The organism is Lysinibacillus sp. GW821-FHT14F06, from assembly GCF_058803665.1.
In genome coordinates, this window is sequence record NZ_JBXAPF010000053.1 from 1 (window position 1) to 25,116 (window position 25,116).

The window sequence follows — 25,116 nt, forward strand, 5'->3', positions numbered from 1 at the left end:
ATTGAACCGCCGTATACGGAACCGTACGTACGGTGGTGTGAGAGGTCGGGAGTTAATCACTCCCTCCTACTCGATTGTTTTTCTGCCAGTAATTTTTTTATGGATGGGATGTCTGCTGGAGCGAAACTTAAATCTAAAAGCTGGTGTCGAGCTACCCATCTGATTTCAGTATGTTCTAAAGCAATCGGTTCTCCGCTAATTATCGAGGCTTTAAATGTCTCTAAGCGCACAGTGAATTTATGATATTCATAAGTGGTATCTTCTACTTTTTCGTTCACCTCTATAGAACAATTAAATTCCTCTAATATTTCACGAGCTAATGCCTGCTTTGACGATTCCCCTGCTTCTATTTTACCGCCAGGAAATTCCCAATAGTTAGCGAGTACCATTTGAGGATTTCGTAATGCACAAAAGATTTCATCCTTGTCATTTTCTATAATTGCACCCACTACGTGTATATGTTTTTTCATTTTATTCATCCTAAAAGTTTTTTATAGTCAGTATACGAAATAATGTAGATTATAACATGTAGTTTTATAATTTTGTTACTAAAAAATAAAAGCTATCTTTACTTAAACAGTTTTTCCACGACTATGTAAATTGTTATTTTCTACTGTATAATAATAATCAGTAAATAGGAAAAGGGCGGTACGAGGTACGATGAAAAGAATTGAATCTACGCAAAATGCATTAGTGAAATACTGGAAAAAGCTAGCGACGACACGTAAAGAGCGTGAACGTTCTGGAGAATTTATCGTAGAAGGGTTCCATTTAGTAGAGGAAGCATTAAAAAATAAGGAGCGAGTATTGCAACTTATTGTGCGTGAAGGTGTAGATTTACCAATGCTTTGGCCGATTGACGATATTGCCAGCATTGAAGTAACTGCGGCAGTTGCGAAGGAATTTGCTGAAACGGAAACCTCACAAGGTGTATTTGCAGTTTGTAAGCAGCCTTTACTAGTGGAAGATGTAATGGCTTCATGGCGGAAGGTATTGCTGATTGATGCTGTACAAGATCCTGGAAATATAGGAACGATGATTCGTACAGCTGATGCTGCGGGCTTGGATGCAGTTATACTAGGCAAAGGCAGTGCAGATATATATAATCCTAAAACACTTCGTTCTGCACAGGGCTCACATTTTCATATTCCAGTGCTTCGTGGCGATTTGGAGGACTGGATAGAGCACCTACAAGAAAATGGTGTACCTGTGTTTGGAACGGCTTTAGATGAAGATGCGGTAGTCTATAACGATATCCAGCATACAGGTGCGTTTGCCATCATGATGGGCAATGAAGGCAGCGGAATCCATCCACAATTGCTTGCTATGACTGATCAAAATATTATGATTCCTATTTTTGGACAAGCTGAATCATTAAATGTAGCAGTAGCAACAGGTATTGTATTATATGGTTTTGCTAAATAAACGGATAGAAGTATCAAAATAACGGATCGAACTATCGAAGAGATGGATAGACAGCAGAAGTGAAGGTTAGATTGCTGAAATCGGCGGATGCATTGTCATAATAAAGGGTTCTGACTACTTTCGAATCATTAATATCCTTAATAATGGGGAGATGCCCCTTGATTTGCATGAGTATAGTATTGTATAATCACTTTTAACTTATTTCAGCTGAAATCTCCCACCTCTATAGGTAGTGAGATGAATGCGAATTTAAGTTACTTTTCAGAGGGTATCAAAACACCTGCTGAAATAGAGGAACTCAGACTAAGAACGCCACATCCTGTGGCAATGACTGAGTGACCAACATCATGTTGGCCCAAAGCCTCCGGCAGATGTCACGGAATCGAAAAGGAGTTCTTAAAGGATGTTAGCCTAAAATCATCGCATCCATGCGATAACGGCTAACTGACCTGCATCACGCAGGCCTAAGCACAAAGCCGATTCCGGACGCAATTATGCCCAGGCATAATTGATATTGATTGTAAACTTGAATATGAAAATGTTTTGACCAGGAAGTAGTAAAGATTGTGAATGGACGACAGGGAGCGAGGGCCGAAGATTGAGAGCCAGCGCCGAACCAATGCAATTTTGAATTCATCCTGCGAGCAGCTACCGGGACCAGCAAAATGCTGTAAAGGTATGCCGGCTTTAATCTAGTCGTTATGTCAATGAAGTGATTGCTTGGCGTTTGCCCTGCAATAACTAGGGTGGTACCGCGAATATGTCCTCGTCCCTTTTTTAAGGGCGAGTTTTTTTATGCCATTAAAAAGCTGGCATTTATTTCGTAGCGGAAGTGAAACATTATCTACAGGCATGGGCACAATTCAAAATCTGGACGAATTGATTACCTATAGCGATAGCTGCAATGACGCCAAGACGAAATTGATTTGAACAAGGAGGATATTCACATGGAAGAGCAATTAAAGCAGTTAGAGCAAGAAGCACTTGCTAAAATTGAAGCAGCAGCAAATTTAAAAGAATTAAATGATGTGCGTGTAGCATACCTAGGAAAAAAAGGACCTATCACAGATTTATTAAAGGGCATGGGGAAATTATCAGCAGAGGAACGCCCTAAAATGGGTGCCTTAGTGAATACAGTTCGTGAAAAGGTAACAGCTGTTTTAGAAGAAAAGGCAACTGTGCTAGAGGAAGCAGCTATTGCTGAAAAATTAGCAAGTGAGTCGATTGATGTCACTTTACCAGGCCGAGAAATTAAAGTAGGAAATCGCCATCCTTTGACACGTGTTATTGAAGAAATTGAAGATTTATTTATTGGAATGGGCTATGAAATCGCAGAAGGTCCTGAAGTGGAGAAGGATTATTATAACTTTGAAGCACTGAACTTACCAAAGGGCCATCCTGCTCGTGATATGCAGGATTCGTTCTATATTTCCGAGGAAATATTATTACGTACACATACATCTCCAGTGCAGGCTCGCACAATGGAAGAGAAAAAAGGCGAAACCATTCGCATTATTTGTCCAGGAAAAGTATTCCGTCGTGATAATGATGATGCTACACACTCACACCAATTCATGCAAATCGAAGGGTTAGTGATTGGCGAAAATATTCGCATGAGTGACCTTAAAGGTACTTTAGATACTTTAGCAAAAAAAATGTTTGGTGCTGATCGCGAAATTCGCTTACGTCCAAGCTTCTTCCCATTTACAGAGCCATCTGTTGAAATGGATATCTCTTGCTTTAAATGTGGTGGTTCAGGCTGTAACGTTTGTAAACGTACAGGCTGGATTGAAATTTTAGGTGCTGGTATGGTACATCCAAATGTGCTTGAAATGGCTGGCTATGATCCGAAGAAAGTTTCAGGCTTTGCATTTGGTATCGGTGCAGAACGTATCGCAATGTTGAAATATGGTGTCGACGATATTCGTCATTTCTATACAAGTGACACACGTTTCTTATCACAATTCGAGCGAACAGAGGCGTAAGGGGGATTAAAAAATGTTAGTTTCATTAGAATGGTTAAAAGATTATGTAAATACACAGGATTTAGTGCCTGAGCAGTTAGCGGAAAAAATTACGCGCTCTGGAATTGAGGTAGATGCGGTAATTGATCGCGCTAACGGAATGGATAAAGTTGTAGTGGGCTATGTCGTTTCAAAAGAAAAACACCCTGAAGCGGATAAATTAAATATTTGCCAAGTGGATGTTGGTGAAGCTGAGCCACAACAAATTATTTGTGGTGCGCCAAACGTTGATGCGGGACAAAAGGTTATTGTGGCTCGCCCAGGTGCACATTTACCAGGCGGCATTAAAATTAAAAAAGCGAAACTACGTGGACATGAATCAAATGGTATGATTTGTTCATTACAAGAGCTAGGAATCGAAGGGAAGCTTGTTCCTAAAGCATATTCTGAAGGAATTTATGTACTTCCTGCTGATGCTGAAATTGGTTCAGATGTCCTTGCTATTTTAGGTTTACGAGACACAGTACTAGAGCTCGGTTTAACACCAAATCGTTCAGATGCACTGTCAATGCTGGGTGTAGCATACGAAGTTGGTGCAATTCTTTCGGAAGAAGTAAAGTATCCAGAAATCGCCTACAACACATCTACTGAAAAAGCGGAAGACAAATTAAAGCTTCGAGTAGAAGATTTACAAGCAAACCCAATGTACGTAGCTAAAGTTGTGAAAAATGTAAAAATCGCAGAATCACCAATGTGGCTACAAAATCGTTTAATGGCTGCGGGTGTACGTCCGCACAATAATGTTGTTGATGTAACGAACTATATCTTAATGGAATACGGTCAACCGCTTCATGCCTTTGATTACGATAGCCTTGCAACAGGTGAAATCGTTGTACGTAAAGCGACAGAGGGTGAACAAATTACAACTTTAGATGACCAAGAGCGTACATTAAAAGCGACTGATTTAGTGATTACTAATGGTAAAGAGCCAGTAGCTATCGCAGGTGTAATGGGAGGCGCAAATTCTGAGGTAACAGAGTCTACTACAACAGTTGTTATTGAATCTGCTTATTTCGATGGCTTAACTGTACGCCAAACTTCACGTCGTCTCGGCTTGCGCTCAGATGCTTCTGCTCGTTTCGAAAAGGGCGTAGACCCTAACCGCGTTTTACCAGCAGCAGAACGAGCGGCAGCATTATTAGCTGAACTTGCTGGTGGAGAAGTGTTAGAAGGCACATGCCTTGTGGATGAACTGGATAAAACACCAGCTCGTGTTGTTGTATCGCCAGACTTTATTAATGAGCGATTAGGAATGAAAATTTCTTTAGAAGATATGCTTTCTATTTTAGAACGTCTGAAATTCGGTGTAGAGGCAGCGAACGGCTTGTTAATAATTGATGCACCAACTCGTCGTCAGGATATTAAAATTGAAGAGGATATTGTTGAGGAAATTGCTCGTTTATTTGGTTATGATGAAATTCCAATGACATTACCAGAGGGTGCTACTCAAGTAGGTAGTTTAACACCATATCAAGCAAATCGTCGTGTAGTTCGAAATTTTATGGAGGGAGCAGGACTTTACCAGGCTGTAACTTATTCATTAACATCTGAGGCATTGTCACAGCGTTTCGCATTAAAGGCTGAGCCAGTTACTCGCTTACTAATGCCTATGAGTGAAGAACGTTCAACATTACGTCAGAGCCTAATTCCTCATTTAATTGAAGCAGCTGCTTATAATGTAGCTCGTCAAGCTGAGAGTGTTGCACTTTATGAAGTTGGTTCTGTGTTCCTTGGTCAATTAGAAGAAGGGCAGCCATCTGAGGAGGAGCATGTGGCAGCGGTTTTAACAGGAAAATGGCTAGATCATGCTTGGCAAGGTGAGAAAAAAGCAGTTGACTTCTTTGTCTTAAAAGGTATTGTTGAGGGGGTTATTGGTAAGATAGGTTTAGAGGAGCGCCTTTCATTTGTGGAAGCACAAGTCGATGGCTTACATCCAGGTCGTACGGCTAGCATTCTTTTAGATGGTGAGCAAGTTGGCATTATTGGCGGTTTACATCCTGCAGAGCAAAAAGCGTGGGGGGTTAAAGACACATATGTTATGGAAATGAATTTAGTAGCATTATTAAATGCCACTACACAAGAGGAACCACTTGCCTACACATCAGTGCCTCGTTTCCCAGCAATGTCTCGTGATATCGCTCTAATCATGAATCGCACTACAACTGCAGGGGAGGTCATCACAGTTATCCGCTCAGCTGGCGTAAAATTATTGAAAGACATCCGTGTATTTGATGTTTACGAAGGTGAAAAAATGGAGCCAGGTAAAAAATCTGTTGCATTCTCACTCACTTACCTTGATCCAGAGCGTACTTTAACAGATGAAGAAGTTGTATCTGCACATAATAAGGTACTAAAAGCTATTGCAACAATTGAAGGTACAGAAGTACGTTAATATTATTTAGGAAGACTGTCTTGCGGGGCAGTCTTTTTTTATTTGGGGGGTAATTTAACGAAAGTGGGTGCTCTGCTTGAAGGCGTTGAGAAGTTGATCAAAAAGGAGGTTGCTTCGCTCGAAAAATCAATATGAATAAGTGCTTTGTTAGTACAGATCTTAAATCATAGAGATACTCCCTCTCTCCATAATTTGGATAAAATAGGGCTATTAAAAATGGTGTAATCTATATAAATTGCCAGCTAGGACAAATACAATGATTATCTATCAAGTGGAGATGCCTAGAATGTCATCACACAGATAAATCGGCTCATTCATCATTATATTACTAATATGAAAGCCCAACATTTTTCTGTTACATAAATTTTATTGATGAGCTACAGTAAAATAGACTTGACTAAGCAAAGAAAATATCAAATATATCAATAAAGTGTCATAAATGATTCTCTGTCCGCTCAAACAAAGCACTCCATAATTTGAACGACCCGATTAGTCGTGAAATCGAGTCGCTCAAACTACTTCCTTTAAATCATTTTTCTTGCTTTTTCGGTATTGGCAAAATGCCATTTCGTAATGGAGCGTAGAAAATCCTCACCCTGACCTCGCCATATACGTGCTGCTAAAGCATCTACTTTTGCAGAAGCTCCCTTTAATAATTCCATTCCAGCAAGCTTACTTAGCCGATCCATTTCCTTTAAGAAAGCCGCACGAGCTAATATGGAGGCCGTTGCGACTGAAACATGCAATTGCTCAGCTTTTGTTGAAAAAAGTACATTCTCTCGAACGATTTCTCGCTCATTCTTTAAGTAATTATAATACACACCTCGTTCAGCAAACTGATCAATTAAAATATGCTGTGGTTTATCTGGTGCCATTTTTACTAGAGTGTTTTTAAGTGCTTTATTGTGCATCATTGCCTTCATTTTTCCCTGTGAATAGCCCTTTGCCTGTAAATCATTGTATTTCTCATTCCGCAGCACCAACACGCTATGGACACAGGCTGCACGTAAATCTGGTGCTATTTTACGCATATAGTCATCTGTTAGCATTTTTGAATCCTTTACCCCAAGCTCATTTACAAGCTCAATTTTTGTTGAGGGGACATAAACAGCTGCTACGGTTATCGGTCCGAAGTAATCGCCAGTGCCAGTTTCATCTGAGCCAAGTACTGACATTGTAGCAAAGCCATCCGGCAAAACATCTCCCTTTGCACCAATGGCTGAAGCTTTTGGTGGGGTAGGGATGCTACTGCCCCAGCGAGCAGCTTCCCGTTCAGCTCCTCCACCTTGAAACATTAATTTACCTGATTTATACATGGTGATTGCTGTATCTGGAAGCTTTGCAGCAAAGATAATACCAGGTGCCTTTCGCTCGACATAATGGCTTGCATAGAAGCTCATCACCTCTTTTTGTATATTTGTTGATATTAATAGCACAATATTTGACATTTAATCGACCCTTTCTGTCCTCATTGTTCACAATTTTATACCTTTCATGGTATGATAATAAATAGCTTTTTTGTGTAATGCTGTTCACAACTAATAAAATCGTGAACATAAAGATTTAAAAAAGGAGGGTGCGACTATGGAAAATCAAGAAAAGAATAAAATTTCCGTGGAAATATATGGTCACACTTATAAAATGGTCGGCTCTGAATCCATTGGACATATGCGACTTGTCGCTTCAATTGTTGATGACCGTATGCGCGAAATGAATTTACATAACCCCTCACTTGATAGCACAAAACTTGCTGTTCTAACAGCAGTAAATACTGTTCACGATTATTTACTATTAAAAGAGCAGATGGAGCGACTAGAAGAAGAATTGAAAAAATTAAAGGGTTGAAGTGAATGCTAGATTTAATCATATTGGCGGTGCTATTAGCTGGAATTATTACTGGTGCAAAACGAGGTTTCATCGTTCAGATGATGCATATCGCCAGCTTTATAGTTGCCCTCATTGTTGCGTATATTTATTATAAGCCATTAGCACAAAAATTTGTGTTTTGGATTCCGTATCCTGGTGTAACGGATTCAGGTAGTCTTGGCGTAGTCATAGATAGTCTGGATTTAGACAGCACATTTTATCGTGTCATTGCCTTCGCTGTTATTTTCTTCGCTGTGAAAATTTCCTTGCAAATTATTGCGTCGATTTTTGATTTTATAGCGTATTTACCAGTGTTAAACACATTAAATCGTTGGCTAGGAGCATTGTTTGGCATGATTGAAAACTATTTAATTATGTTTATTTTGCTATACATTCTTGCCTTATTGCCAGTTGATTTTATTCAAGGGTTAATGTCGAAGTCACTGTTAAGTGGTCTTATTTTGGAGCATACACCGATTATTACAAAGATGTTCCAAAACTGGTGGTATATTTATATGCAATAGTAAACTTTGCACTTCTCTCGGCTGTGAGAGAAGTGTTTTTACGATAGGAGGAACTTCTGTTGAACAAAAAAACAATTATTCGCACACTTGAAAAAATCGCATTATATATGGAATTACAGGGGGAAAATCCATTTAAAGTATCAGCCTTTCGAAAAGCGGCTGCGGCCCTTGAAGGGGATGAACGCTCATTAAGTGAGATGGAGGATGTAACGAAGCTAAAAGGAATTGGTAAAGGAACTGCTGCTGTCATTGAGGATTTATTAACAACTGGACAGTCCAGTCTTTTAAAAGAATTAGAGGAAATTGTTCCTAAGGGCTTGCTACCATTATTAAAATTACCTGGATTAGGTGGTAAAAAAATAGCCAAGCTTCATCAGGAGTTAGGAATTGATTCGGCAGAAAGTCTAAAGGCTGCATGTGAGGCATGTAAAGTTCGTGAACTGGCTGGCTTTGCGGCGAAAACGGAAGAAAAAATATTAAAGGAGCTTGCTAATTTAGCAAATCGTTCAGAGCGTTTACCAATTTGGCAGTTAGAGCCTGTTGTTTTACAAATAGAAGCACTTCTAGGTAGTATGAAGGAAGTAGAACGTTTTTCAGTTGCTGGAAGCTTCCGTCGAGCTGCAGAAACAAGTAAGGATATTGATTTTATCGTTGTGACTGAGGCAGTTGAGGCTGTTCGTGAACAACTGTTGCATGAGCTTTCTATACAAGAAGTGGTAGCAGCTGGTGATACAAAAATTTCTGTCATATTAGATTTAGACGAGCCAGTAAGTGTGGATTTCCGTTTAGTAAAGGATGCAGAATATGCAACAGCCTTACATCATTTTACAGGCTCAAAAGATCATAATGTTCGTATGCGTCAAATTGCTAAAGCACGTGGTGAGAAGATAAGTGAATATGGCGTTGAGCAGGCAGAAGGCACCGTATTGACCTTTACAGATGAAGCAGCATTTTTTGCCCATTTTGATTTACCGTTTATCCCTCCAAGCCTACGTACAGGTACAACAGAGTTTGACAAAACAGGTGATATTCAAACCTTAGTAAAACTAGAGGATATCAAGGCAGATTTGCATATGCATACGACTTGGTCAGATGGAGCCTATTCTGTGGCAGAAATGGGCGAGGCTTTAATCTCACGAGGCTATCTATATAGCGTTATTACAGATCATTCGCAATTTTTAAAAGTAGCAAATGGTTTAACGCCTGAGCGTTTAGTAAAGCAGCGTGCTGAAATAGATGCATTTAATAAAGCACATTCGGAATTTCATTTATATGCAGGGACAGAAATGGATATTTTGCCAGATGGGTCTCTTGATTTTGACGATGAAGTATTAAAAGAGTTAGATTTTGTAATTGCATCTATCCACTCTAGCTTTACACAGTCCCAGGAAAAAATAATGACACGTTTACTAACAGCGATGCAAAATCCGTATGTGCATATGATTGCGCATCCTACAGGTCGCATTATTGAAGATCGTCAGGGTTATAATCCTGATATGGAGCAATTAATTGCTTGGGCGAAGGAATATGGTAAAATTTTAGAGTTAAATGCCAATCCATATCGTCTTGATTTATGTGTAGAGCATTTAGAAATGGCCATGGCAGCTGGTGTGCCTGTAGCCATTAATACAGACGCCCACGATATTGCTCATTTGCGTTTTATGGATATTGGAGTACGTTATGCAAATAGAGCATGGTTGAAAAAAGATATGATTGTGAATACATGGACGCAGGAACAATTTGAGGCGTTTATTCGACGAAATAAATAGGTTGAGGAGGTGTTCTCAGTGATTGCAGAACGCGCATTGAAAACACTAGAATATGATAAAGTACGTCAGCAAGTGGCTGTATATTGTACTTCATCAATTGGAAAAACAGCTATTGATGAGCTTGTACCACAGACAGACTATGAAAAAGTTGTGCAATTATTAGAGGAAATGGATGAAGGGCTTTCCATTTTACGTGTAAAAGGCAATGTACCAATGGGGGGGATTTTTGATGTACGCCCAGCTGCAAGACGTGCACAAATCGGTGGTATGCTTTCAGCAATGGAATTGATGGAAGTTTCAAGTACGATTCGAGCTAGCAGAATTCTTCGCAATTTCATTGAGGATATTGAATCAGAAGCAGTGATTGAGATTCCTCATTTCATTACTAAAAAGGAAGCAATGCCTGTTTTAACTGGCTTGCAGCATGAAATTAACAATTGCATTGATGACAACGGTTCAGTGCTAGATTCAGCAAGCCAAACTTTGCGTTCCATACGCCAGTCCTTACGAGCTGAGGAGGCTAAGGTACGCTCGAAGCTAGAGAGCCTTATTCGTGGGAGTAATGCCGCAAAAATGCTATCAGATGCACTCGTAACGATTCGTAATGATCGCTTTGTTATTCCTGTTAAACAGGAGTATCGTCATCACTATGGTGGGATTGTGCATGATCAATCATCTTCTGGTCAAACATTATTCATCGAGCCAGATTCGGTTGTGCAGGCAAATAATGAAATTCATCGACTCAAAATGAAGGAGCAAGCTGAAATTGAACGCATTTTACTTGCTTTAAGTGCTATGGTAGAGGAAGTAGCCCCTGATTTATTTAACTTAGTAAAAGTACTTGGTGAAATAGATGTTATTTTAGCAAAGGGGAAATATGGGCAAGCAAATAAATGCACAATGCCAAAAATGAATAACGATGGCTATATTCGCTTAGTACGTGCACGTCATCCACTTTTACCGATTGACACAGCAGTTGCCAATGATATTGAATTCGGTAAAGACATTACGGCAATTGTTATTACAGGACCAAACACTGGTGGTAAAACAGTAACATTAAAAACGGTTGGATTATGTACATTGATGGCACAGGCTGGTTTACCAGTACCTGCTCTTGATGGCTCAGAATTAGCGGTCTTCAAGCAGCTATTTGCAGATATTGGTGATGAACAATCCATTGAGCAATCACTATCAACATTCTCCTCTCATATGGTTAATATTGTAGACATTTTACAAAAGTTTGATCATGAGTCACTTGTGCTCTTCGATGAACTAGGAGCTGGAACAGATCCTCAGGAGGGAGCAGCTCTTGCTATTTCTATTTTGGATGAAGTACATGGACGAGGAGCTCGTGTAATGGCAACGACTCACTACCCAGAACTAAAAGCTTATGGTTATAATCGTCCTGGCGTTGCCAATGCAAGTGTGGAGTTTGATATTGAAACGTTGAGTCCAACATATCGTCTGCTTATCGGTGTTCCTGGTCGCTCCAATGCATTTGAAATTTCAAGTCGCCTTGGCCTACCAGAGTCAATAATAGATAGAGCGAAAGGCTTTACAGGTACAGACCGTCATGAAGTGGAGTCAATGATTGCTTCACTTGAGGAGACACGTCGCCAATCTGAGGATGATGCAGAGCGATCTCATGAATTACTGATGGAATCCGAATCCTTACGTAAAGAGCTGCAGGAAAAACTACAAGCTTATGAGGAGCGTAAAGAGGCACTTGACAAAAAAGCAAAGGAAAAGGCTCGTAAAATTGTCGATGAGGCGAAGAGAGAAGCTGAATCAATCATAGCTGAATTGCGTGAAATGCGTAAAAATGCGGATCAGGTCGTGAAGGAGCATGAGCTTATAGAAGCTCGTAAACGTTTGGAAGAGGCGACACCTCTCGATAATAATAAAGTTCTAAAGAAAGCAGCACAAGTCAAGGCACGCGCTCAAAACCTAGTTGTCGAAGACGAGGTAAAGGTGTTAAGCTATGGTCAACGGGGTACTTTACTGGAAAAAGTGTCCGATTCCGAATGGATTGTGCAAATGGGCATTTTGAAAATGAAAATTTCGGATAGTGACCTAGAATACATCAAGCCAGAAAAAGAGCCTGTGCAACGTATTGCAGGAGTTAAAAATCGCAATAGCCATGTAAAATTAGAATTGGATTTACGTGGTGAACGTTTTGAGGATGCTATTTTACGTACAGAAAAGTATATTGATGATGCCTTATTAGCCAATTATGGGCGTGTATCGATTATTCATGGTGTTGGTACAGGTGCACTGCGTCAGGGGATTCAAAACTATTTGAAAAAGCATAAGCGTGTAAAATCCTTCCGTTTTGGTGAAGCCGGTGAGGGAGGCTTTGGTGTCACGGTTGTGGAATTGAAATAAGCAGTAAAGGGGACGGAGAAAATGCTGAATTCTAGCTTTTGGCGATATCCGATTATCGAAACGGCAGGATACTTTAGTGTTGTTGTGTTATGTTTAGTCGTCTCGATGGCATTGTTCGAAGTCGTTACGAAATATAAAAATTGGGAAGAAATAAAAAACGGCAATGTTGCTGTAGCACTCGCAACTGGAGGGAAAATTTTAGGGATTTGCAATATTTTCCGTTACTCCATTGCTCGACATAGCACTTTGAGTGAAATGATTGGCTGGGGTCTTTTTGGCTTTACATTGCTGATTGTGGCATATTTTTTATTTGAATTTATGACTCCACGTTTTAATGTAGATCAAGAAATTGCGAATGATAATCGCTCTGTTGGCTTTATTTCCTTCACCATTTCAGTAGGTCTATCTTTTGTGATTGGGGCAAGTATTGCATAGGAGTGTAATGACATGGAAAAATTAGCAAAAATACTAATCGTTGTCTGCATCGCATTTTTGGCAGTCGGTGTCTACTATATGATGACCCTTTAAACAAGAAAACGCATCCTGATTGTGAGGATGCGTTTTTGTTATGTCTAAGAGAGGCGAAAAGAATTGCTCAGTCTTGAGAGTGAAATCGCTCAGATAGAGAGTGAAGCTGCTCGGGTAAGGTTGAGAACCGCTCAGGTAGAGAGTGAAATCGCTCAAAGAATCTCAGGTAGAGAGTGAAGCTGCTCAGGTAAGGTCGAGAACCGCTCAGGTAGAGGGTGAAGCTGCTCAGGTAGTGTATGAAAACGCTCAGGCAAGGACAAGAATCGCTCAGGTAGAGAGTGAAACCGCTCAGGTAAGGTCAGGAATCGCTCAGGTAGAGAGTGAAGCCGCTCGGGTAAGGTTGAGAACCACTCGGGTAGAGTATGAAATCGCTCGGGTAAGGTCGAGAACGGCTCAGGTAGAGAGTGAAATCGCTCAGGTAGAGGGTGAAGCTGCTCAGGTAAGGTTGAGAACGGCTCAGGTAGAGTATGAAATCGCTCAGGCAAGGACAAGAATCGCTCAGGTAGAGAGTGAAGCCGCTCGGGTAAGGTTGAGAACCGCTCAGATAGAGTATGAAATCGCTCGGGTAAGGTTGAGAACCACTCAAGCCAAAAATCAAATCAACTGTATTGAGTCAAATATCCACAGATTATCTTAATATTAATCTTTTACTCAAACTTAAGGTGATTAAATTTTTAATTTAAAAAAAGCTATTTGCAAAGGTGATAAAACTTGCTATAGTCTAGGCAAAAAGAAAGGAGAATTTCATGATATTAAAACCATTTGAACAAGCACCAATGATACCAGGATTACGTGCATTGGTTCATCGGTTGGATTCAAATCATCCACTGCATTTAAAAGTATCGCAAGAGTTACAGCAATTAGAAGCAGGCGATTTTGGAGAACAATGTATAATAAGTGAATTGCAAAAGCTATCACAGACACTGGAAATCTATGTTTTGCATAATATTACTTTGTTTGAGCCTGTTCCTATTCAGCTTGATGTTGTAGTTATTACTCCTTATGATGTAATTGTTATTGAAAGTAAAAATATTCGTGGGAGGATTGAATTGAAGCATCATCCAAGACAAATGGTCCGTATATTAGAAAAGGGTGACAAACATATTTTTAATCACCCAGAAATTCAACTCGAAGAATATATTTTTGGATTAAACTCTTTATTTAAACAACTTAAGGTGCAAATAGAAGTGACAGGGATTATAATTTTTCCTTTTAATAATGCTGAAATTTATTATGAAAAAGGAAAGTTTCCAGTTTTAATGAGGCGTGAATTGTCCTACTTCCTTAGGCAACATTTAAATGAAAATAAATTCAAACGATCGATTCCAAATTCTCAAATAGCTAATCTCTTATTAAAGCATCATCGTGCTTTTCAAACTTCCCCACTATGCACCTACTACAATATTGATCCCTAAGTTCTTCAACAGGGTATATTTTGCAGACATTGTAATCAATCAAAAGTAATCCGACAAAAGCATAGTTGGTTTTGCCCTATTTGTAAAATGTATGACAAATTTGCTCATCATCAAGCATTGCAGGATTTTTGTTTACTGATTGATGAGAAAATTAATACACAAACCGCACGCAATTTTTTAGCATTATCAAATCGACATCTTACCAAAAGGATGCTACAGGAATTTTCTAAGAAAAAGGAAGGATGTAACAATAAGACATTTTATTATTTAAAGGACGATTAAAAGAGCTTGCTTAAGGGATGTGAAAATTTATTCGAGACTGCTCAAGAAAGGAGAGAAATCGCTCAGGTAGCACCGAGATTTGCTCAGGCAAGGAAAGAAGTCGCTCGGGTAGCACGAGATTTGCTCAGGCAAGGAAAGAAGTCGCTCGGGTAGCACCGAGATTTGCTCAGGCAAGGAGAGTAGTCGCTCGGGTAGCACGAGATTTGCTCAGGCAAGGAAAGAAGTCGCTCGGGTAGCACGAGATTTGCTCAAGAAAGGAAAGAAGTCGCTCGTGTAGCACCGAGATTTGCTCAGGCAAAGAAAGAAGTCGCTCAGGAGGCACGAAAACTTGCTTAGGTAAGGAGATAAATCGCTCGGGTAGCACCAAAAACTGCTCAGTTGATTTCGCATTCTACCCCACTCTCAGGCAGTGTCGCTTACCATACAATCTTCGACAAAATCAAAAATTTCACCATCAAAAAAATTCTCTCAAAATCACTCGTGCACAAAATTCTACTAAAATCTATCAATAATCTTTCGTCTTTCAAAAAATGGCCCCTCACAATTTATTTTTGAGATATAGAAATATTACTTCACTTGTTTGCATAAAAAAACAAAGAATGAATGAGTATTCATAAGGTCTTGCAATATAAAACCCTATATAACACAGTCATATAAATGTTGTGAAATGCATAATAATTAATCGAAAATGCATTTATTTTCTATTTTGTGTTTGAAACTGTATTTCTTTTTCATTATAATTAATATAAGAATTTACAAAGTTTGGGACAAAGGGGAGAGGACGTATGACAACAAAACCATGGCTAGCAAATTATCCTGAAGAAGTACCATCGTCTTTAACGTTTGAGGAAATTCCGGTGCAAGAGTTTTTGACACGTGCCTATAAAAAGAATCCATCCAAAGTGGCAATTCATTTTATGGGGAAGGATTTGACGTACACAGAGTTATATGAGTCTGCGCTTAGATTTGCAAACTATTTACAGGCCCTTGGTGTAGAAAAGGGAGATCGTGTGGCAATAATGCTACCAAATTCGCCACCAAGTGTAATTGCTTACTACGGTGCCATGTATGCTGGGGCTGTTGTTGTACAAACAAATCCACTTTATACTGAACGTGAGCTACAATATCAAATGGCTGATTCAGGGGCAAAGGTTATATTAGTGATGGATATTTTATATCCACGTGTCATGAAGATCATGAAGGAAACGGCACTTGAAAATGTGATTGTTACAGCTATAAAAGATTACTTACCATTTCCAAAAAATATAGTTTATCCTTTTATTCAAAAAAAGCAATACGGTTTTAGTGTGAAGGTAGAACATAGCGGTCAAAACCATCTATTTACTGAAATTATGCGCTCTTCGCCAATCAAGATACTGGATATTCCTTTTGATTTTGAGGAGGACATTGCCTTGCTCCAATATACAGGAGGTACAACTGGCTATCCTAAAGGCGTAATGCTGACTCATAAAAACTTAATTGCCAATACAACAATGTGTGACGCATGGATGTATAAATGTGTGCATGGGGAAGAAACTATTATGGGCATTTTACCGTTCTTCCATGTCTATGGTATGACCACTGTCATGCTATTATCTGTTTTTACGCAAAACAAAATGGTGCTATTACCAAAGTTCGATGCAGAAACGGCATTAAAAACCATTGATAAGCAAAAACCGACACTATTTCCAGGCGCCCCAACATTATATATTGGTCTTTTAAATCATCCAGATATTACAAAATATGATTTGTCATCCATTAAAGCCTGTTTAAGCGGCTCTGCATCACTCCCAGTTGAGGTGCAAGAAAAATTTGAGGCAGTCACAGGCGGAAAGCTTGTAGAAGGTTATGGATTAACAGAAACTTCTCCTGTAACACATTCAACACCTATTTGGGGTAAACGTAAAATTGGCTCAATTGGTTTACCTTGGCCTAACACGGATGCGGTTATTTTACGTACAGGAGATACAGATGTGCTTCCAGTTGGAGAGGTTGGAGAGATTGCTGTAAAAGGTCCACAGGTGATGAAGGGCTATTGGAATCGACCAGAAGATACGGCAGCAACGTTTGCAGATGGCTGGTTTTTAACTGGGGATTTGGGGTATATGGATGAAGAAGGCTTTTTCTATGTAGTGGATCGTAAAAAAGATTTAATTATTGCAGGTGGTTTTAATATATATCCTCGTGAGGTGGAAGAAGTATTATATGAGCGAGAGGAAATTCAAGAATGTGTCGTTGCAGGTATCCCAGATCCGTACCGCGGAGAAACAGTTAAAGCTTATATTGTATTAAAAGAAGGATATTCGATAACAGAAGACGAATTAAATAAATATTGCCGCCAACATCTAGCCGCATTCAAAGTTCCACGCTATTATGAATTTAGAGAGGAGCTTCCGAAAACAGCTGTTGGGAAAATTTTGCGTCGCTCATTAGTGGATGAAGAAAAAACAAAATTAGCGAATAAAGAAGCAAAATAAATACGTCATAAAGTATTGACAAGCAAAGTTGTAAAATATAATATGAAAATATGAATGAATGACCATTCATATTTTCATATTTTTTTAAATTAACATGTCACATCCTTACTATTTACCAAATAAGGATTACATCATGTCAAAACATGTATGTAGACGTCTGTAAGTTTTTTTAGGTGGTGATATATAAGTGAAACGAGATAAGCCGAAATATAAGCAAATTATTGATGCAGCTGTCATCGTTATAGCAGAGAATGGGTATCACCAAGCGCAAGTATCGAAAATCGCTAAACAGGCTGGGGTGGCTGATGGAACAATCTATTTATATTTTAAAAATAAAGAAGATATCTTAATTTCTGTCTTTAATGAAAAAATGGCTGTTTTTGTTGAGTCATTACAAGATATAATAGAAAATGGAAGTACGTCCAAAGACAAACTTTCACGAATGATAGAAAATCATTTTAATGTTCTAGCGACAGATCGATACCTAGCAACCGTCACACAATTAGAACTACGACAATCGAATAAGGATTTACGATTAAAAATTAATTCAGTGTTAAGAGAGTACTTACAATTACTTGATCAAATTTTAATCGAAGGTATGCTTTCAGGTGAGTTCAATCAGACGATGGATGTACGCTTGGCACGTCAAATGGTATTTGGAACAATTGATGAAACCATTACGTCGTGGGTCATGAATGACTATCGATATGATTTGATAGAACAGGTTCCAAAGGTTCAGGAATTAATTCTGAACGGCATTAAAGCTTAAAAGGATGTGGAGAAATGGAATTTCTAAGTTGGAAAGTTGAAGATGGAGTAGCAATTATTACAATTGCACGACCACCAGCAAACGCATTATCTCGCGGAATCATTACCGAAGTCAACGCAGTACTAGATGCTGTAGAAAACGATGACACAGTACGTGTCCTTGTACTTCACGGTGAAGGCCGTTTCTTCTCAGCAGGTGCAGACATAAAGGAATTTACAGAAGTTGAATCTGGCGAAGAATTTACAAAGCTGGCGAGCAATGGTCAACAAGTATTTGAACGTGTTGAATCATTCTCCAAACCTGTTATTGCTGCAATCCACGGCGCTGCACTTGGCGGTGGTCTGGAGCTTGCGATGAGCTGTCATCTGCGCTTTGTAACAGAATCTGCAAAATTAGGACTGCCTGAATTACAATTAGGCTTAATTCCTGGCTTTGGTGGCACACAACGATTACCACGTTATGTTGGCGTTGCAAAAGCTGCAGAAATGCTGTTTACAAGTGAACCAATTTCAGGGACAGAAGCTGTACAATGGGGTTTAGCGAATCGAGCTTATACAGATGAAGTATTGCTTGAGGAAACGTTAAAGACTGCTAAGAAAATTGCGAAGAAGAGCCCAATCGCCTTAAAGGCAGCTATTCAAACTTTGCAATTTGCGAAACATGCTTCATTCTACCAAGGTATAGAAGCAGAGGCAGAATCGTTCGGTACCGTATTTATAACAGAAGATGCTAAAGAAGGAATTCAAGCATTTATTGAAAAACGAGAGCCTGTGTTTACTGGTAAATAATTTTCCATTAGTGTCGATAGCACTTGTCAAATGTATTATCGACGTTATCCAAACTGAAAATATATAATATTTATAAGTTTACTTAGAATTAAAAAACGTTCCAGGAGGTATGGATATATGAACATTTTTGCATTAATTAAACGTACGTTTGACACGGAAGAAAAAATCGTTGTGTCTGGTGGTAAAATTCAAGAAGATGGTGCTGAATTCATCATCAATCCTTACGATGAATATGCCATTGAAGAGGCAATCCAAGTTCGCGATGCTGCTGGCGGTAAAGTAACAGTAGTAACAATTGGTGCCGAAGATGCAGAAAAGCAATTACGTACAGCTCTTGCAATGGGAGCGGACGAAGCGGTACTTATTAACACTGAAGACGATTTAGATGAATTAGATCAAAATGCAGCTGCTTTTATCTTAGCAGAGTATTTAAAAGATAAAGATGCTGACTTGATTTTAACAGGAAATGTAGCGATAGATGGTGGCTCAGGACAAGTAGGACCACGTGTTGCAGATTTACTAGGCATTAACTATGTAACAACAATTACAAAGCTTGAAATCGATGGAACATCTGCGAAAATTGTACGCGATATCGAAGGTGATTCAGAGGTTATCGAGTCCTCTTTACCGCTATTAGTAACAGCTCAGCAAGGTTTAAATGAGCCCCGTTACCCATCTTTACCAGGTATCATGAAAGCGAAGAAGAAACCGCTTGCAGAACTTGAATTAGATGATTTAGATATCGATGAAGATGATGTAGAAGTGAAGATTGAAACTGTAGACATCTTCTTACCAGCGCAAAAGGCAGCAGGACGTGTTCTTGAAGGCGATCTTTCTGCACAAGTAAAAGAACTGGTAAATCTACTTCACACAGAAGCAAAAGTAGTTTAAAAAATTTGATGATGTCAATCGAATCTTAAAGGGTAACGGAGGGAATATACTATGTCAAAAAAAGTATTAGTATTAGGTGAAATTCGTGAAGGAAGCTTACGTAATGTTTCTTTCGAAGCAATTGCAGCTGCAAAACAAATCGCTGATGGAGGCGAGGTTGTTGGCGTACTTTTAGGGGACGCTGTAGCAGATTTAACAGGTTCTTTATTTGAATATGGGGCTGACCGTGTTGTAACAGTTGAGCATCCACATTTAAAACAATATACATCTGATGGATATGGTCAAGCGTTATTAGCAGTTATCGAGCAGGAAAACCCAGCTGGAATTGTATTTGGTCATACGGCTAATGGCAAAGATTTATCACCGAAGATTGCAAGTAAGTTACAGGCAGGTCTAGTATCTGATGTCACTTCAATTGAAGGTGCTGGCGATGATATCGTATTTATCCGTCCAATTTACTCTGGTAAAGCTTTCGAAAAAATAAAAGTAAAAGACGGTGTTATTTTAACTTCTATTCGTCCAAATAATATTGCACCTTTAGAAAAAGTAGAAGGCAAATCAGGAGACGTATCTTCCATTACGGTAGATATTACAAACCTTCGCACAATCATTAAAGAGGTTGTCCGTAAATCTTCAGAAGGTGTTGATCTTTCAGAAGCAAAAGTAGTTGTAGCAGGTGGACGTGGTGTTAAATCAGAAGAAGGCTTTGAACCATTAAAACAGCTAGCAGATTTACTTGGTGGTGCAGTAGGTGCGTCACGTGGTGCATGTGATGCTGAATACTGTGATTATTCACTTCAAATTGGTCAAACAGGCAAGGTTGTAACACCTGATCTTTACATTGCTGCAGGTATTTCTGGCGCAATCCAGCACTTAGCAGGTATGTCAAATTCTAAAGTTATCGTTGCGATTAATAAAGATCCAGAGGCTAATATTTTCAAAGTGGCAGATTATGGTATCGTAGGAGATTTATTCGAAGTAGTGCCTCTTCTAATTGAAGAATTCAAGGCATTAAAAGTAAATGCATAGTAAATGATACAGGGGGAATTTATTCTCCCTGTTTTTTTGTATAATGTTTTATTTTGAGAATTATCGCAAAATAAAATATTGACATAATGATTAATAGCCCTTATAGTGATGGATAATCATTAAAATGTTTTGAAACGCAAAGATTAGGAGTAGTAGAAGCCCATTATTTGGTAGAGAGAGCTGCGGGGTGGTGCAACGCAGTCCAATAAGACTTTGAACTTGCCTAGGAGTGGTAAAACAAATGGAATTGACAGATTATTCTATTTGTTTGACGATTAACCTTCGTTACAAGGTTTTAAAGTAGGGTTCGTATCGAATCAATTAGAGTGGTACCGCGGTTTGCTTATGGCATATCGTCTCTTCTTTCATTTAACGGTGAAAGGATAGACGATATGTTTTTTTATTTTAGGAGGAAAGAACATGGAAAAAGACAACCAGACATTAAAACGCACAATGTCCTCACGACATATTACGATGATGGCTTTAGGTGGTGCCATTGGTGCAGGATTATTTAAAGGAAGTAGTGCAGCCATTGATATGGCAGGACCATCAGTGCTTATCGCCTATTTATTAGGTGGTATTATTCTTTTATTTGTTATGCAAGGTTTAGCGGAAATGGCAGTTCGAAATAGCGAAGCCAGAACGTTTAGAGATTTAGTTCAATCGATATTAGGAAAGTACCCAGCTTATTTCTTAGATTGGATCTATTGGAAAATGTGGGTTTTAAATATTGCGGCAGAATCTGTAGTTGCGGCCATTTTTATTCAATATTGGTTACCGGATTACCCAATTTGGATTCTAGCATTGTCTGTATCAGTTTTAGTTACAGCGATTAATTTATTATCAGTGAAAGTATTTGCTGAAACAGAATATTGGTTAGCCTTAGTTAAAATTTGTGTAATCGTTGTGTTCATTATCGCAGGCTTAATTTTATTACTTGTTTCGTTTGGGCAGCATACAGCTGTTGGTTTTTCGAATTTAACAGAGCATGGAGGCTTTTTCCCTAACGGATCAATAGGATTAATTGCTGCGATGCTTGTGGTAATCTATTCATATGGTGGCACTGAAATTATTGGCATTACATTAGCGGAAACAAAGAATCCTGAAAAGGTAGTGCCAAAAGCTGTACGCAGTACATTAGTCCGTATTGTGACGTTCTATTTACTACCATTCTTTATTATCGTAAGCTTAATTCCTTGGAATGAAGTAAATGGTGTGCCAGAAAGTCCTTTTGTGATGGTTTTTAAAATGATTGGGATTCCAGGTGCAGATCATATTATGAACGCTGTTGTTTTACTGGCGATTATTTCCTCAATGAATTCAGGGCTTTATGGCTCATCTCGTGTGTTATATACGCAGGCTGTAGACGGGCGTGTTCCAAAAATCTTTGCTCATTTATCGAAAAGAAAAGTTCCAGTGTATGCGATTTTAATGTGCACGTTAGCTTTATATGTTGGTGTAATTATTTCTCTATATGCTGGAAGCAAGACTTTTGAGTTTCTAATGGGTTCTCTTGGATATACAGTGTTATTTATTTGGTTAATCATTGCGATTGCGCATCTGAAATCACGTAAAAAACAATCAGAAAAAACAAGTGCCTATGTAGTTAAATGGTTCCCCTACACAACGTGGATTGCTATTATTGCGTTAAGTGCCATCTTGGTTGGTATTATTTTTACAACTTCAATAATTGTAACAGGTATTACATTAGCTATATATATCTTCATTACGTTAACATACGTTTATAAAGGTCGTTATCATACAAATTAAGTCTAATATTATAGTGATTTCTTGCTGTTTCGACTCTTTTCAACTTGTTTTTTCATAAATTATGCATTGCAGGCAGATTGTTCGCTCAAGGGAAATTATCCATGCTATACTACAAGCATAGTAAGTTTAAGGAGGATTTCAAATGGCAATTGTACATGCAACAGATGCAACTTTCCAAGATGATATTAAAGAGGGGTTAGTGCTAGTAGACTTTTGGGCTGCTTGGTGCGGACCATGTAAAATGATTGGACCTGTACTTGAAGAAATGGATGCTGCTGGCAGTGCAGCTAAAATTGTAAAAGTTGATGTAGATAACAACCAAGGTACGGCAGCGCAATACCAAATAATGTCAATTCCATCTTTATTATTATTTAAAAATGGTGAATTGGTAGACAAAACTGTTGGCTTCCAACCTAAAGAAGCGTTAGAAGCATTTATCGCAAAACATGCTTAATTTGTAAGAAACGAAAAGCTGAGCCATCATTTGATGTGCTTGGCTTTTTTTCGTTATATAATAAGCTAGTAGGGAACCTTATTCCGAAAATAGATAAAGGGATACATTTTTAATCTTGCTTTTTATCTGTTTTTTTTTCTGAGATAAAAACGGACGGGCACTATGTTTAAGGAGGGCAGGTTGCAATGAATGATTTAATAAAACGAAAGCTTGATATTTTGCCCGATCAGCCTGGCTGCTATTTGATGAAGGATCGGCAAGGAACTATTATTTACGTAGGAAAAGCAAAAGTGCTAAAAAATCGAGTACGCTCGTATTTTACTGGTACACACGAGGGGAAAACACAAAGACTTGTAAGTGAAATAGAAGATTTTGATTATATTGTGACCTCCTCTAATATTGAGGCGTTGATTTTAGAGCTTAATCTAATAAAACTCCATGATCCTAAGTACAATGTTATGTTGACAGACGATAAAACGTATCCGTATTTAAAAATTACGAATGAAAAACATCCTCGTCTCATCACGACACGAAAAGTGAAAAAGGATAAGGCAAAGTATTTTGGACCCTATCCTAATGCATATGCAGCAAGCGAAACGAAAAAGCTGCTGGATCGCTTATATCCGCTTCGAAAATGTGTACAACTACCTTCCAAGGTTTGTCTGTATTATCACATGGGTCAATGTATGGCACCTTGTGTGAAGGAGATCGATGCTCCTATTTATCAGGATATGATTGAGGATATGACCAAATTTTTAAATGGTGGTGTGGAGGCAGTCAAAAAGGAGCTAGAGGTAAAAATGCTAGCCGCTGCTGAAAATTTAGAGTTTGAACGTGCAAAAGAATTCCGTGATCAGATTGCACATATTGATACAGTTATGCAAAAGCAAAAAATTGTCTCAAGTGATACGACGAATCGTGATGTATTTGGTTATGCAGTAGAAAAAGGCTGGATGTGTGTCCAAGTATTCTTTGTTCGTCAAGGTAAGCTGATTGAGCGTGATGTCTCTATTTTCCCGATTTATCAGGAAGCAGAGGAGGAATTTTTAACATTTGTTGGACGATTCTACGAAAAGCTAGAGCATATTAAGCCAAAGGAAATTTTTATCCCACAGGCTATTGATGCTGTGATTTTAACAGAATTATTAGGTGTAAAGGTATTGACGCCAAAGCGCGGACAAAAAAAAGAGCTTGTTGACCTCGCTACAAAAAATGCGGAAATAGCAGTAGCCGCTAAATTCCAGCTGATTGAACGTCAGGAAGAACGAACAATTGGTGCATGTGAGGCACTGGGGGAAGCGATGGGAATTTCTACACCTCTACGAATTGAGGCTTTTGATAACAGTCATATGCATGGAACAGATGCTGTATCTGCAATGGTGGTGTTTATCGATGGTAAGCCTGCAAAGAAAGAATATCGGAAGTATAAAACTCGTACAGCTGCAAAGCACGATGACTATGGGGCAATGCAGGAAGTAATACGTCGTCGTTACATACGAGTATTAAAGGAAGGATTACCCCTACCAGATTTAGTTTTAATAGATGGTGGGAAGGGACAAATGGAAGTTACACGAGAAGTATTAGAAGATGAGCTTGGGCTGGTCATTCCAATCGCTGGCTTAGCGAAGGATGAAAAGCATAATACATCACAGCTTTTATTTGGAGATCCACCTGAAGTCATTGCGTTAAAGCGCACAAGTGAGGGGTTCTATCTATTGCAACGAATTCAGGACGAAGTACACCGCTTTGCCATTACATTCCTACGTCAGCAGCATGAAAAGCATGCCATTCAGTCTGTTCTCGATCAAATTGAGGGCATCGGTCCAAAGCGAAAACAGCAATTATTAAAGCACTTTGGTTCTGTAAAAAAAATTCGAGAAGCTAGTGAACTGGCATTACAAGAAGCTGGGATGCCTGCTAACCTTGCTAGTCATATATATACCTATTTTCAGCAACAGACATTGTCAAAGGATTAGACATATGCTAATGTTTAATAAAATACACTCACTATTTTAAGTGATGATAGAGGTGCAAGATTCAAAAGTAGTACATTGGAGGATGAACAAATCCTGTGAAAATGTATGAAAGGGGAGCTTGCCGAAGTGGAGCATCGTTGTTTCCGATGCTGTGCTGGTTTTACATTTAAGAAATGTAAGACTGTCGATTCTAAACGTTTCGGAGAGCTATCACACATGCGCAAGTTATTTTTATTGTACATGTTAAGGCGGCTTTCACGTTATGTGAAAGTTGCTTTTTTTGTATCTTTTGAAAACCCCTTGCTATGCGAGGGGTTCTAAAGAGCTTCTAGCTATGGACAAGAAAAAACCC

The 25,116-nt window shown here is 38.9% G+C and carries 19 protein-coding genes, 1 riboswitch and 1 other annotated feature; of the genes, 17 read left to right on the forward strand and 2 right to left on the reverse strand.

The annotated features are described in order from the left end of the window. Nucleotides 1-56: 56 nt before the first annotated feature. Complete coding sequence (locus AC1RNS_RS25495) at nt 57-470, reverse strand: (deoxy)nucleoside triphosphate pyrophosphohydrolase (protein ID WP_492996632.1); 414 nt, start codon at nt 468-470, stop codon at nt 57-59. 190 nt (nt 471-660) lie between these two features. Between AC1RNS_RS25495 and AC1RNS_RS25500 the strand changes: the two genes are divergently transcribed. From AC1RNS_RS25500 to pheT, 3 genes are all read left to right on the forward strand, one after another. Continuing rightward, on the forward strand, nt 661-1,425 hold the full coding sequence (locus AC1RNS_RS25500) for a TrmH family RNA methyltransferase (RefSeq protein ID WP_492996633.1): 765 nt from the start codon (nt 661-663) through the stop codon (nt 1,423-1,425). Nucleotides 1,426-2,372: 947 nt separating this feature from the next. Continuing rightward, the gene (pheS, locus tag AC1RNS_RS25505) at nt 2,373-3,410 is read left to right on the forward strand and encodes a phenylalanine--tRNA ligase subunit alpha (RefSeq protein WP_492996634.1); all 1,038 of its coding nucleotides are present in this window, start codon (nt 2,373-2,375) and stop codon (nt 3,408-3,410) included. 13 nt (nt 3,411-3,423) lie between these two features. Further along, entirely contained in the window at nt 3,424-5,841 is a 2,418-nt protein-coding gene (pheT, locus tag AC1RNS_RS25510; RefSeq protein WP_492996635.1) for a phenylalanine--tRNA ligase subunit beta, read from the forward strand. Nucleotides 5,842-6,365: 524 nt separating this feature from the next. Here the strand turns inward: pheT and rnhC are convergent. Then, nucleotides 6,366-7,289, reverse strand: coding sequence for a ribonuclease HIII (gene rnhC, locus AC1RNS_RS25515; RefSeq protein WP_492996636.1), 924 nt, complete (start codon nt 7,287-7,289; stop codon nt 6,366-6,368). 136 nt (nt 7,290-7,425) lie between these two features. On the opposite strand from rnhC, the gene zapA reads away from it, so the two are divergent. The 14 genes from zapA to uvrC all read left to right on the forward strand — a co-directional run bounded on the left by zapA (nt 7,426) and on the right by uvrC (nt 24,764). After that, nucleotides 7,426-7,686 (forward strand): cell division protein ZapA, encoded by a 261-nt coding sequence (zapA, locus tag AC1RNS_RS25520; RefSeq protein WP_286924560.1) that lies wholly within the window; start codon nt 7,426-7,428, stop codon nt 7,684-7,686. 5 nt (nt 7,687-7,691) lie between these two features. Next, nucleotides 7,692-8,231: a CvpA family protein gene (locus AC1RNS_RS25525; protein ID WP_492996637.1), complete on the forward strand. Its 540-nt coding sequence runs from the start codon at nt 7,692-7,694 to the stop codon at nt 8,229-8,231. Nucleotides 8,232-8,290: 59 nt separating this feature from the next. Next, entirely contained in the window at nt 8,291-10,000 is a 1,710-nt protein-coding gene (gene polX / locus AC1RNS_RS25530; protein WP_492996638.1) for a DNA polymerase/3'-5' exonuclease PolX, read from the forward strand. Nucleotides 10,001-10,018: 18 nt separating this feature from the next. Then, entirely contained in the window at nt 10,019-12,385 is a 2,367-nt protein-coding gene (locus AC1RNS_RS25535) for an endonuclease MutS2 (protein WP_492996639.1), read from the forward strand. Nucleotides 12,386-12,406: 21 nt separating this feature from the next. Continuing rightward, entirely contained in the window at nt 12,407-12,820 is a 414-nt protein-coding gene (locus AC1RNS_RS25540; RefSeq protein WP_010860124.1) for a DUF350 domain-containing protein, read from the forward strand. 839 nt (nt 12,821-13,659) lie between these two features. Next, a complete protein-coding gene (locus AC1RNS_RS25545; RefSeq protein WP_492996640.1) occupies nt 13,660-14,328 on the forward strand; it encodes a nuclease-related domain-containing protein in 669 nt (222 codons plus the stop codon). A 1,067-nt stretch (nt 14,329-15,395) separates the two neighbouring features. Next, on the forward strand, nt 15,396-17,087 hold the full coding sequence (locus AC1RNS_RS25550; RefSeq protein WP_492996641.1) for an AMP-binding protein: 1,692 nt from the start codon (nt 15,396-15,398) through the stop codon (nt 17,085-17,087). Between the two features lie 187 nt (nt 17,088-17,274). After that, the gene (gene fadR / locus AC1RNS_RS25555; RefSeq protein WP_492996642.1) at nt 17,275-17,856 is read left to right on the forward strand and encodes a fatty acid metabolism transcriptional regulator FadR; all 582 of its coding nucleotides are present in this window, start codon (nt 17,275-17,277) and stop codon (nt 17,854-17,856) included. Between the two features lie 14 nt (nt 17,857-17,870). Continuing rightward, nucleotides 17,871-18,644 (forward strand): enoyl-CoA hydratase, encoded by a 774-nt coding sequence (locus tag AC1RNS_RS25560; RefSeq protein ID WP_492996643.1) that lies wholly within the window; start codon nt 17,871-17,873, stop codon nt 18,642-18,644. A 117-nt stretch (nt 18,645-18,761) separates the two neighbouring features. Further along, entirely contained in the window at nt 18,762-19,535 is a 774-nt protein-coding gene (locus AC1RNS_RS25565; protein ID WP_492996644.1) for an electron transfer flavoprotein subunit beta/FixA family protein, read from the forward strand. Nucleotides 19,536-19,586: 51 nt separating this feature from the next. Then, nucleotides 19,587-20,564: an electron transfer flavoprotein subunit alpha/FixB family protein gene (locus AC1RNS_RS25570; protein WP_492996645.1), complete on the forward strand. Its 978-nt coding sequence runs from the start codon at nt 19,587-19,589 to the stop codon at nt 20,562-20,564. 130 nt (nt 20,565-20,694) lie between these two features. Further along, nucleotides 20,695-20,928: a binding site (T-box leader), on the forward strand. 56 nt (nt 20,929-20,984) lie between these two features. Further along, a complete protein-coding gene (locus AC1RNS_RS25575) occupies nt 20,985-22,334 on the forward strand; it encodes an amino acid permease (protein WP_492996646.1) in 1,350 nt (449 codons plus the stop codon). A gap of 142 nt (nt 22,335-22,476) precedes the next feature. Beyond that, on the forward strand, nt 22,477-22,788 hold the full coding sequence (trxA, locus tag AC1RNS_RS25580) for a thioredoxin (protein WP_024363864.1): 312 nt from the start codon (nt 22,477-22,479) through the stop codon (nt 22,786-22,788). A 185-nt stretch (nt 22,789-22,973) separates the two neighbouring features. Next, a complete protein-coding gene (gene uvrC / locus AC1RNS_RS25585; protein WP_492996647.1) occupies nt 22,974-24,764 on the forward strand; it encodes an excinuclease ABC subunit UvrC in 1,791 nt (596 codons plus the stop codon). A 39-nt stretch (nt 24,765-24,803) separates the two neighbouring features. Continuing rightward, nucleotides 24,804-24,982, forward strand: a riboswitch (Lysine riboswitch). Nucleotides 24,983-25,116 lie beyond the last annotated feature (134 nt).

Excerpts from the sequence above, each read along its gene's own strand:
- AC1RNS_RS25495 (WP_492996632.1), bottom strand. The coding sequence starts at position 470 with ATGAAAAAACATATACACGTAGTGGGTGCAATTATAGAAAATGACAAG.
- AC1RNS_RS25500 (WP_492996633.1), top strand. The coding sequence starts at position 661 with ATGAAAAGAATTGAATCTACGCAAAATGCATTAGTGAAATACTGGAAA.
- pheS (WP_492996634.1), top strand. The coding sequence starts at position 2,373 with ATGGAAGAGCAATTAAAGCAGTTAGAGCAAGAAGCACTTGCTAAAATT.
- pheT (WP_492996635.1), top strand. The coding sequence starts at position 3,424 with ATGTTAGTTTCATTAGAATGGTTAAAAGATTATGTAAATACACAGGAT.
- rnhC (WP_492996636.1), bottom strand. The coding sequence starts at position 7,289 with ATGTCAAATATTGTGCTATTAATATCAACAAATATACAAAAAGAGGTG.
- zapA (WP_286924560.1), top strand. The coding sequence starts at position 7,426 with ATGGAAAATCAAGAAAAGAATAAAATTTCCGTGGAAATATATGGTCAC.
- AC1RNS_RS25525 (WP_492996637.1), top strand. The coding sequence starts at position 7,692 with ATGCTAGATTTAATCATATTGGCGGTGCTATTAGCTGGAATTATTACT.
- AC1RNS_RS25540 (WP_010860124.1), top strand. The coding sequence starts at position 12,407 with ATGCTGAATTCTAGCTTTTGGCGATATCCGATTATCGAAACGGCAGGA.
- AC1RNS_RS25545 (WP_492996640.1), top strand. The coding sequence starts at position 13,660 with ATGATATTAAAACCATTTGAACAAGCACCAATGATACCAGGATTACGT.
- AC1RNS_RS25550 (WP_492996641.1), top strand. The coding sequence starts at position 15,396 with ATGACAACAAAACCATGGCTAGCAAATTATCCTGAAGAAGTACCATCG.
- AC1RNS_RS25560 (WP_492996643.1), top strand. The coding sequence starts at position 17,871 with ATGGAATTTCTAAGTTGGAAAGTTGAAGATGGAGTAGCAATTATTACA.
- AC1RNS_RS25565 (WP_492996644.1), top strand. The coding sequence starts at position 18,762 with ATGAACATTTTTGCATTAATTAAACGTACGTTTGACACGGAAGAAAAA.
- AC1RNS_RS25570 (WP_492996645.1), top strand. The coding sequence starts at position 19,587 with ATGTCAAAAAAAGTATTAGTATTAGGTGAAATTCGTGAAGGAAGCTTA.
- AC1RNS_RS25575 (WP_492996646.1), top strand. The coding sequence starts at position 20,985 with ATGGAAAAAGACAACCAGACATTAAAACGCACAATGTCCTCACGACAT.
- trxA (WP_024363864.1), top strand. The coding sequence starts at position 22,477 with ATGGCAATTGTACATGCAACAGATGCAACTTTCCAAGATGATATTAAA.
- uvrC (WP_492996647.1), top strand. The coding sequence starts at position 22,974 with ATGAATGATTTAATAAAACGAAAGCTTGATATTTTGCCCGATCAGCCT.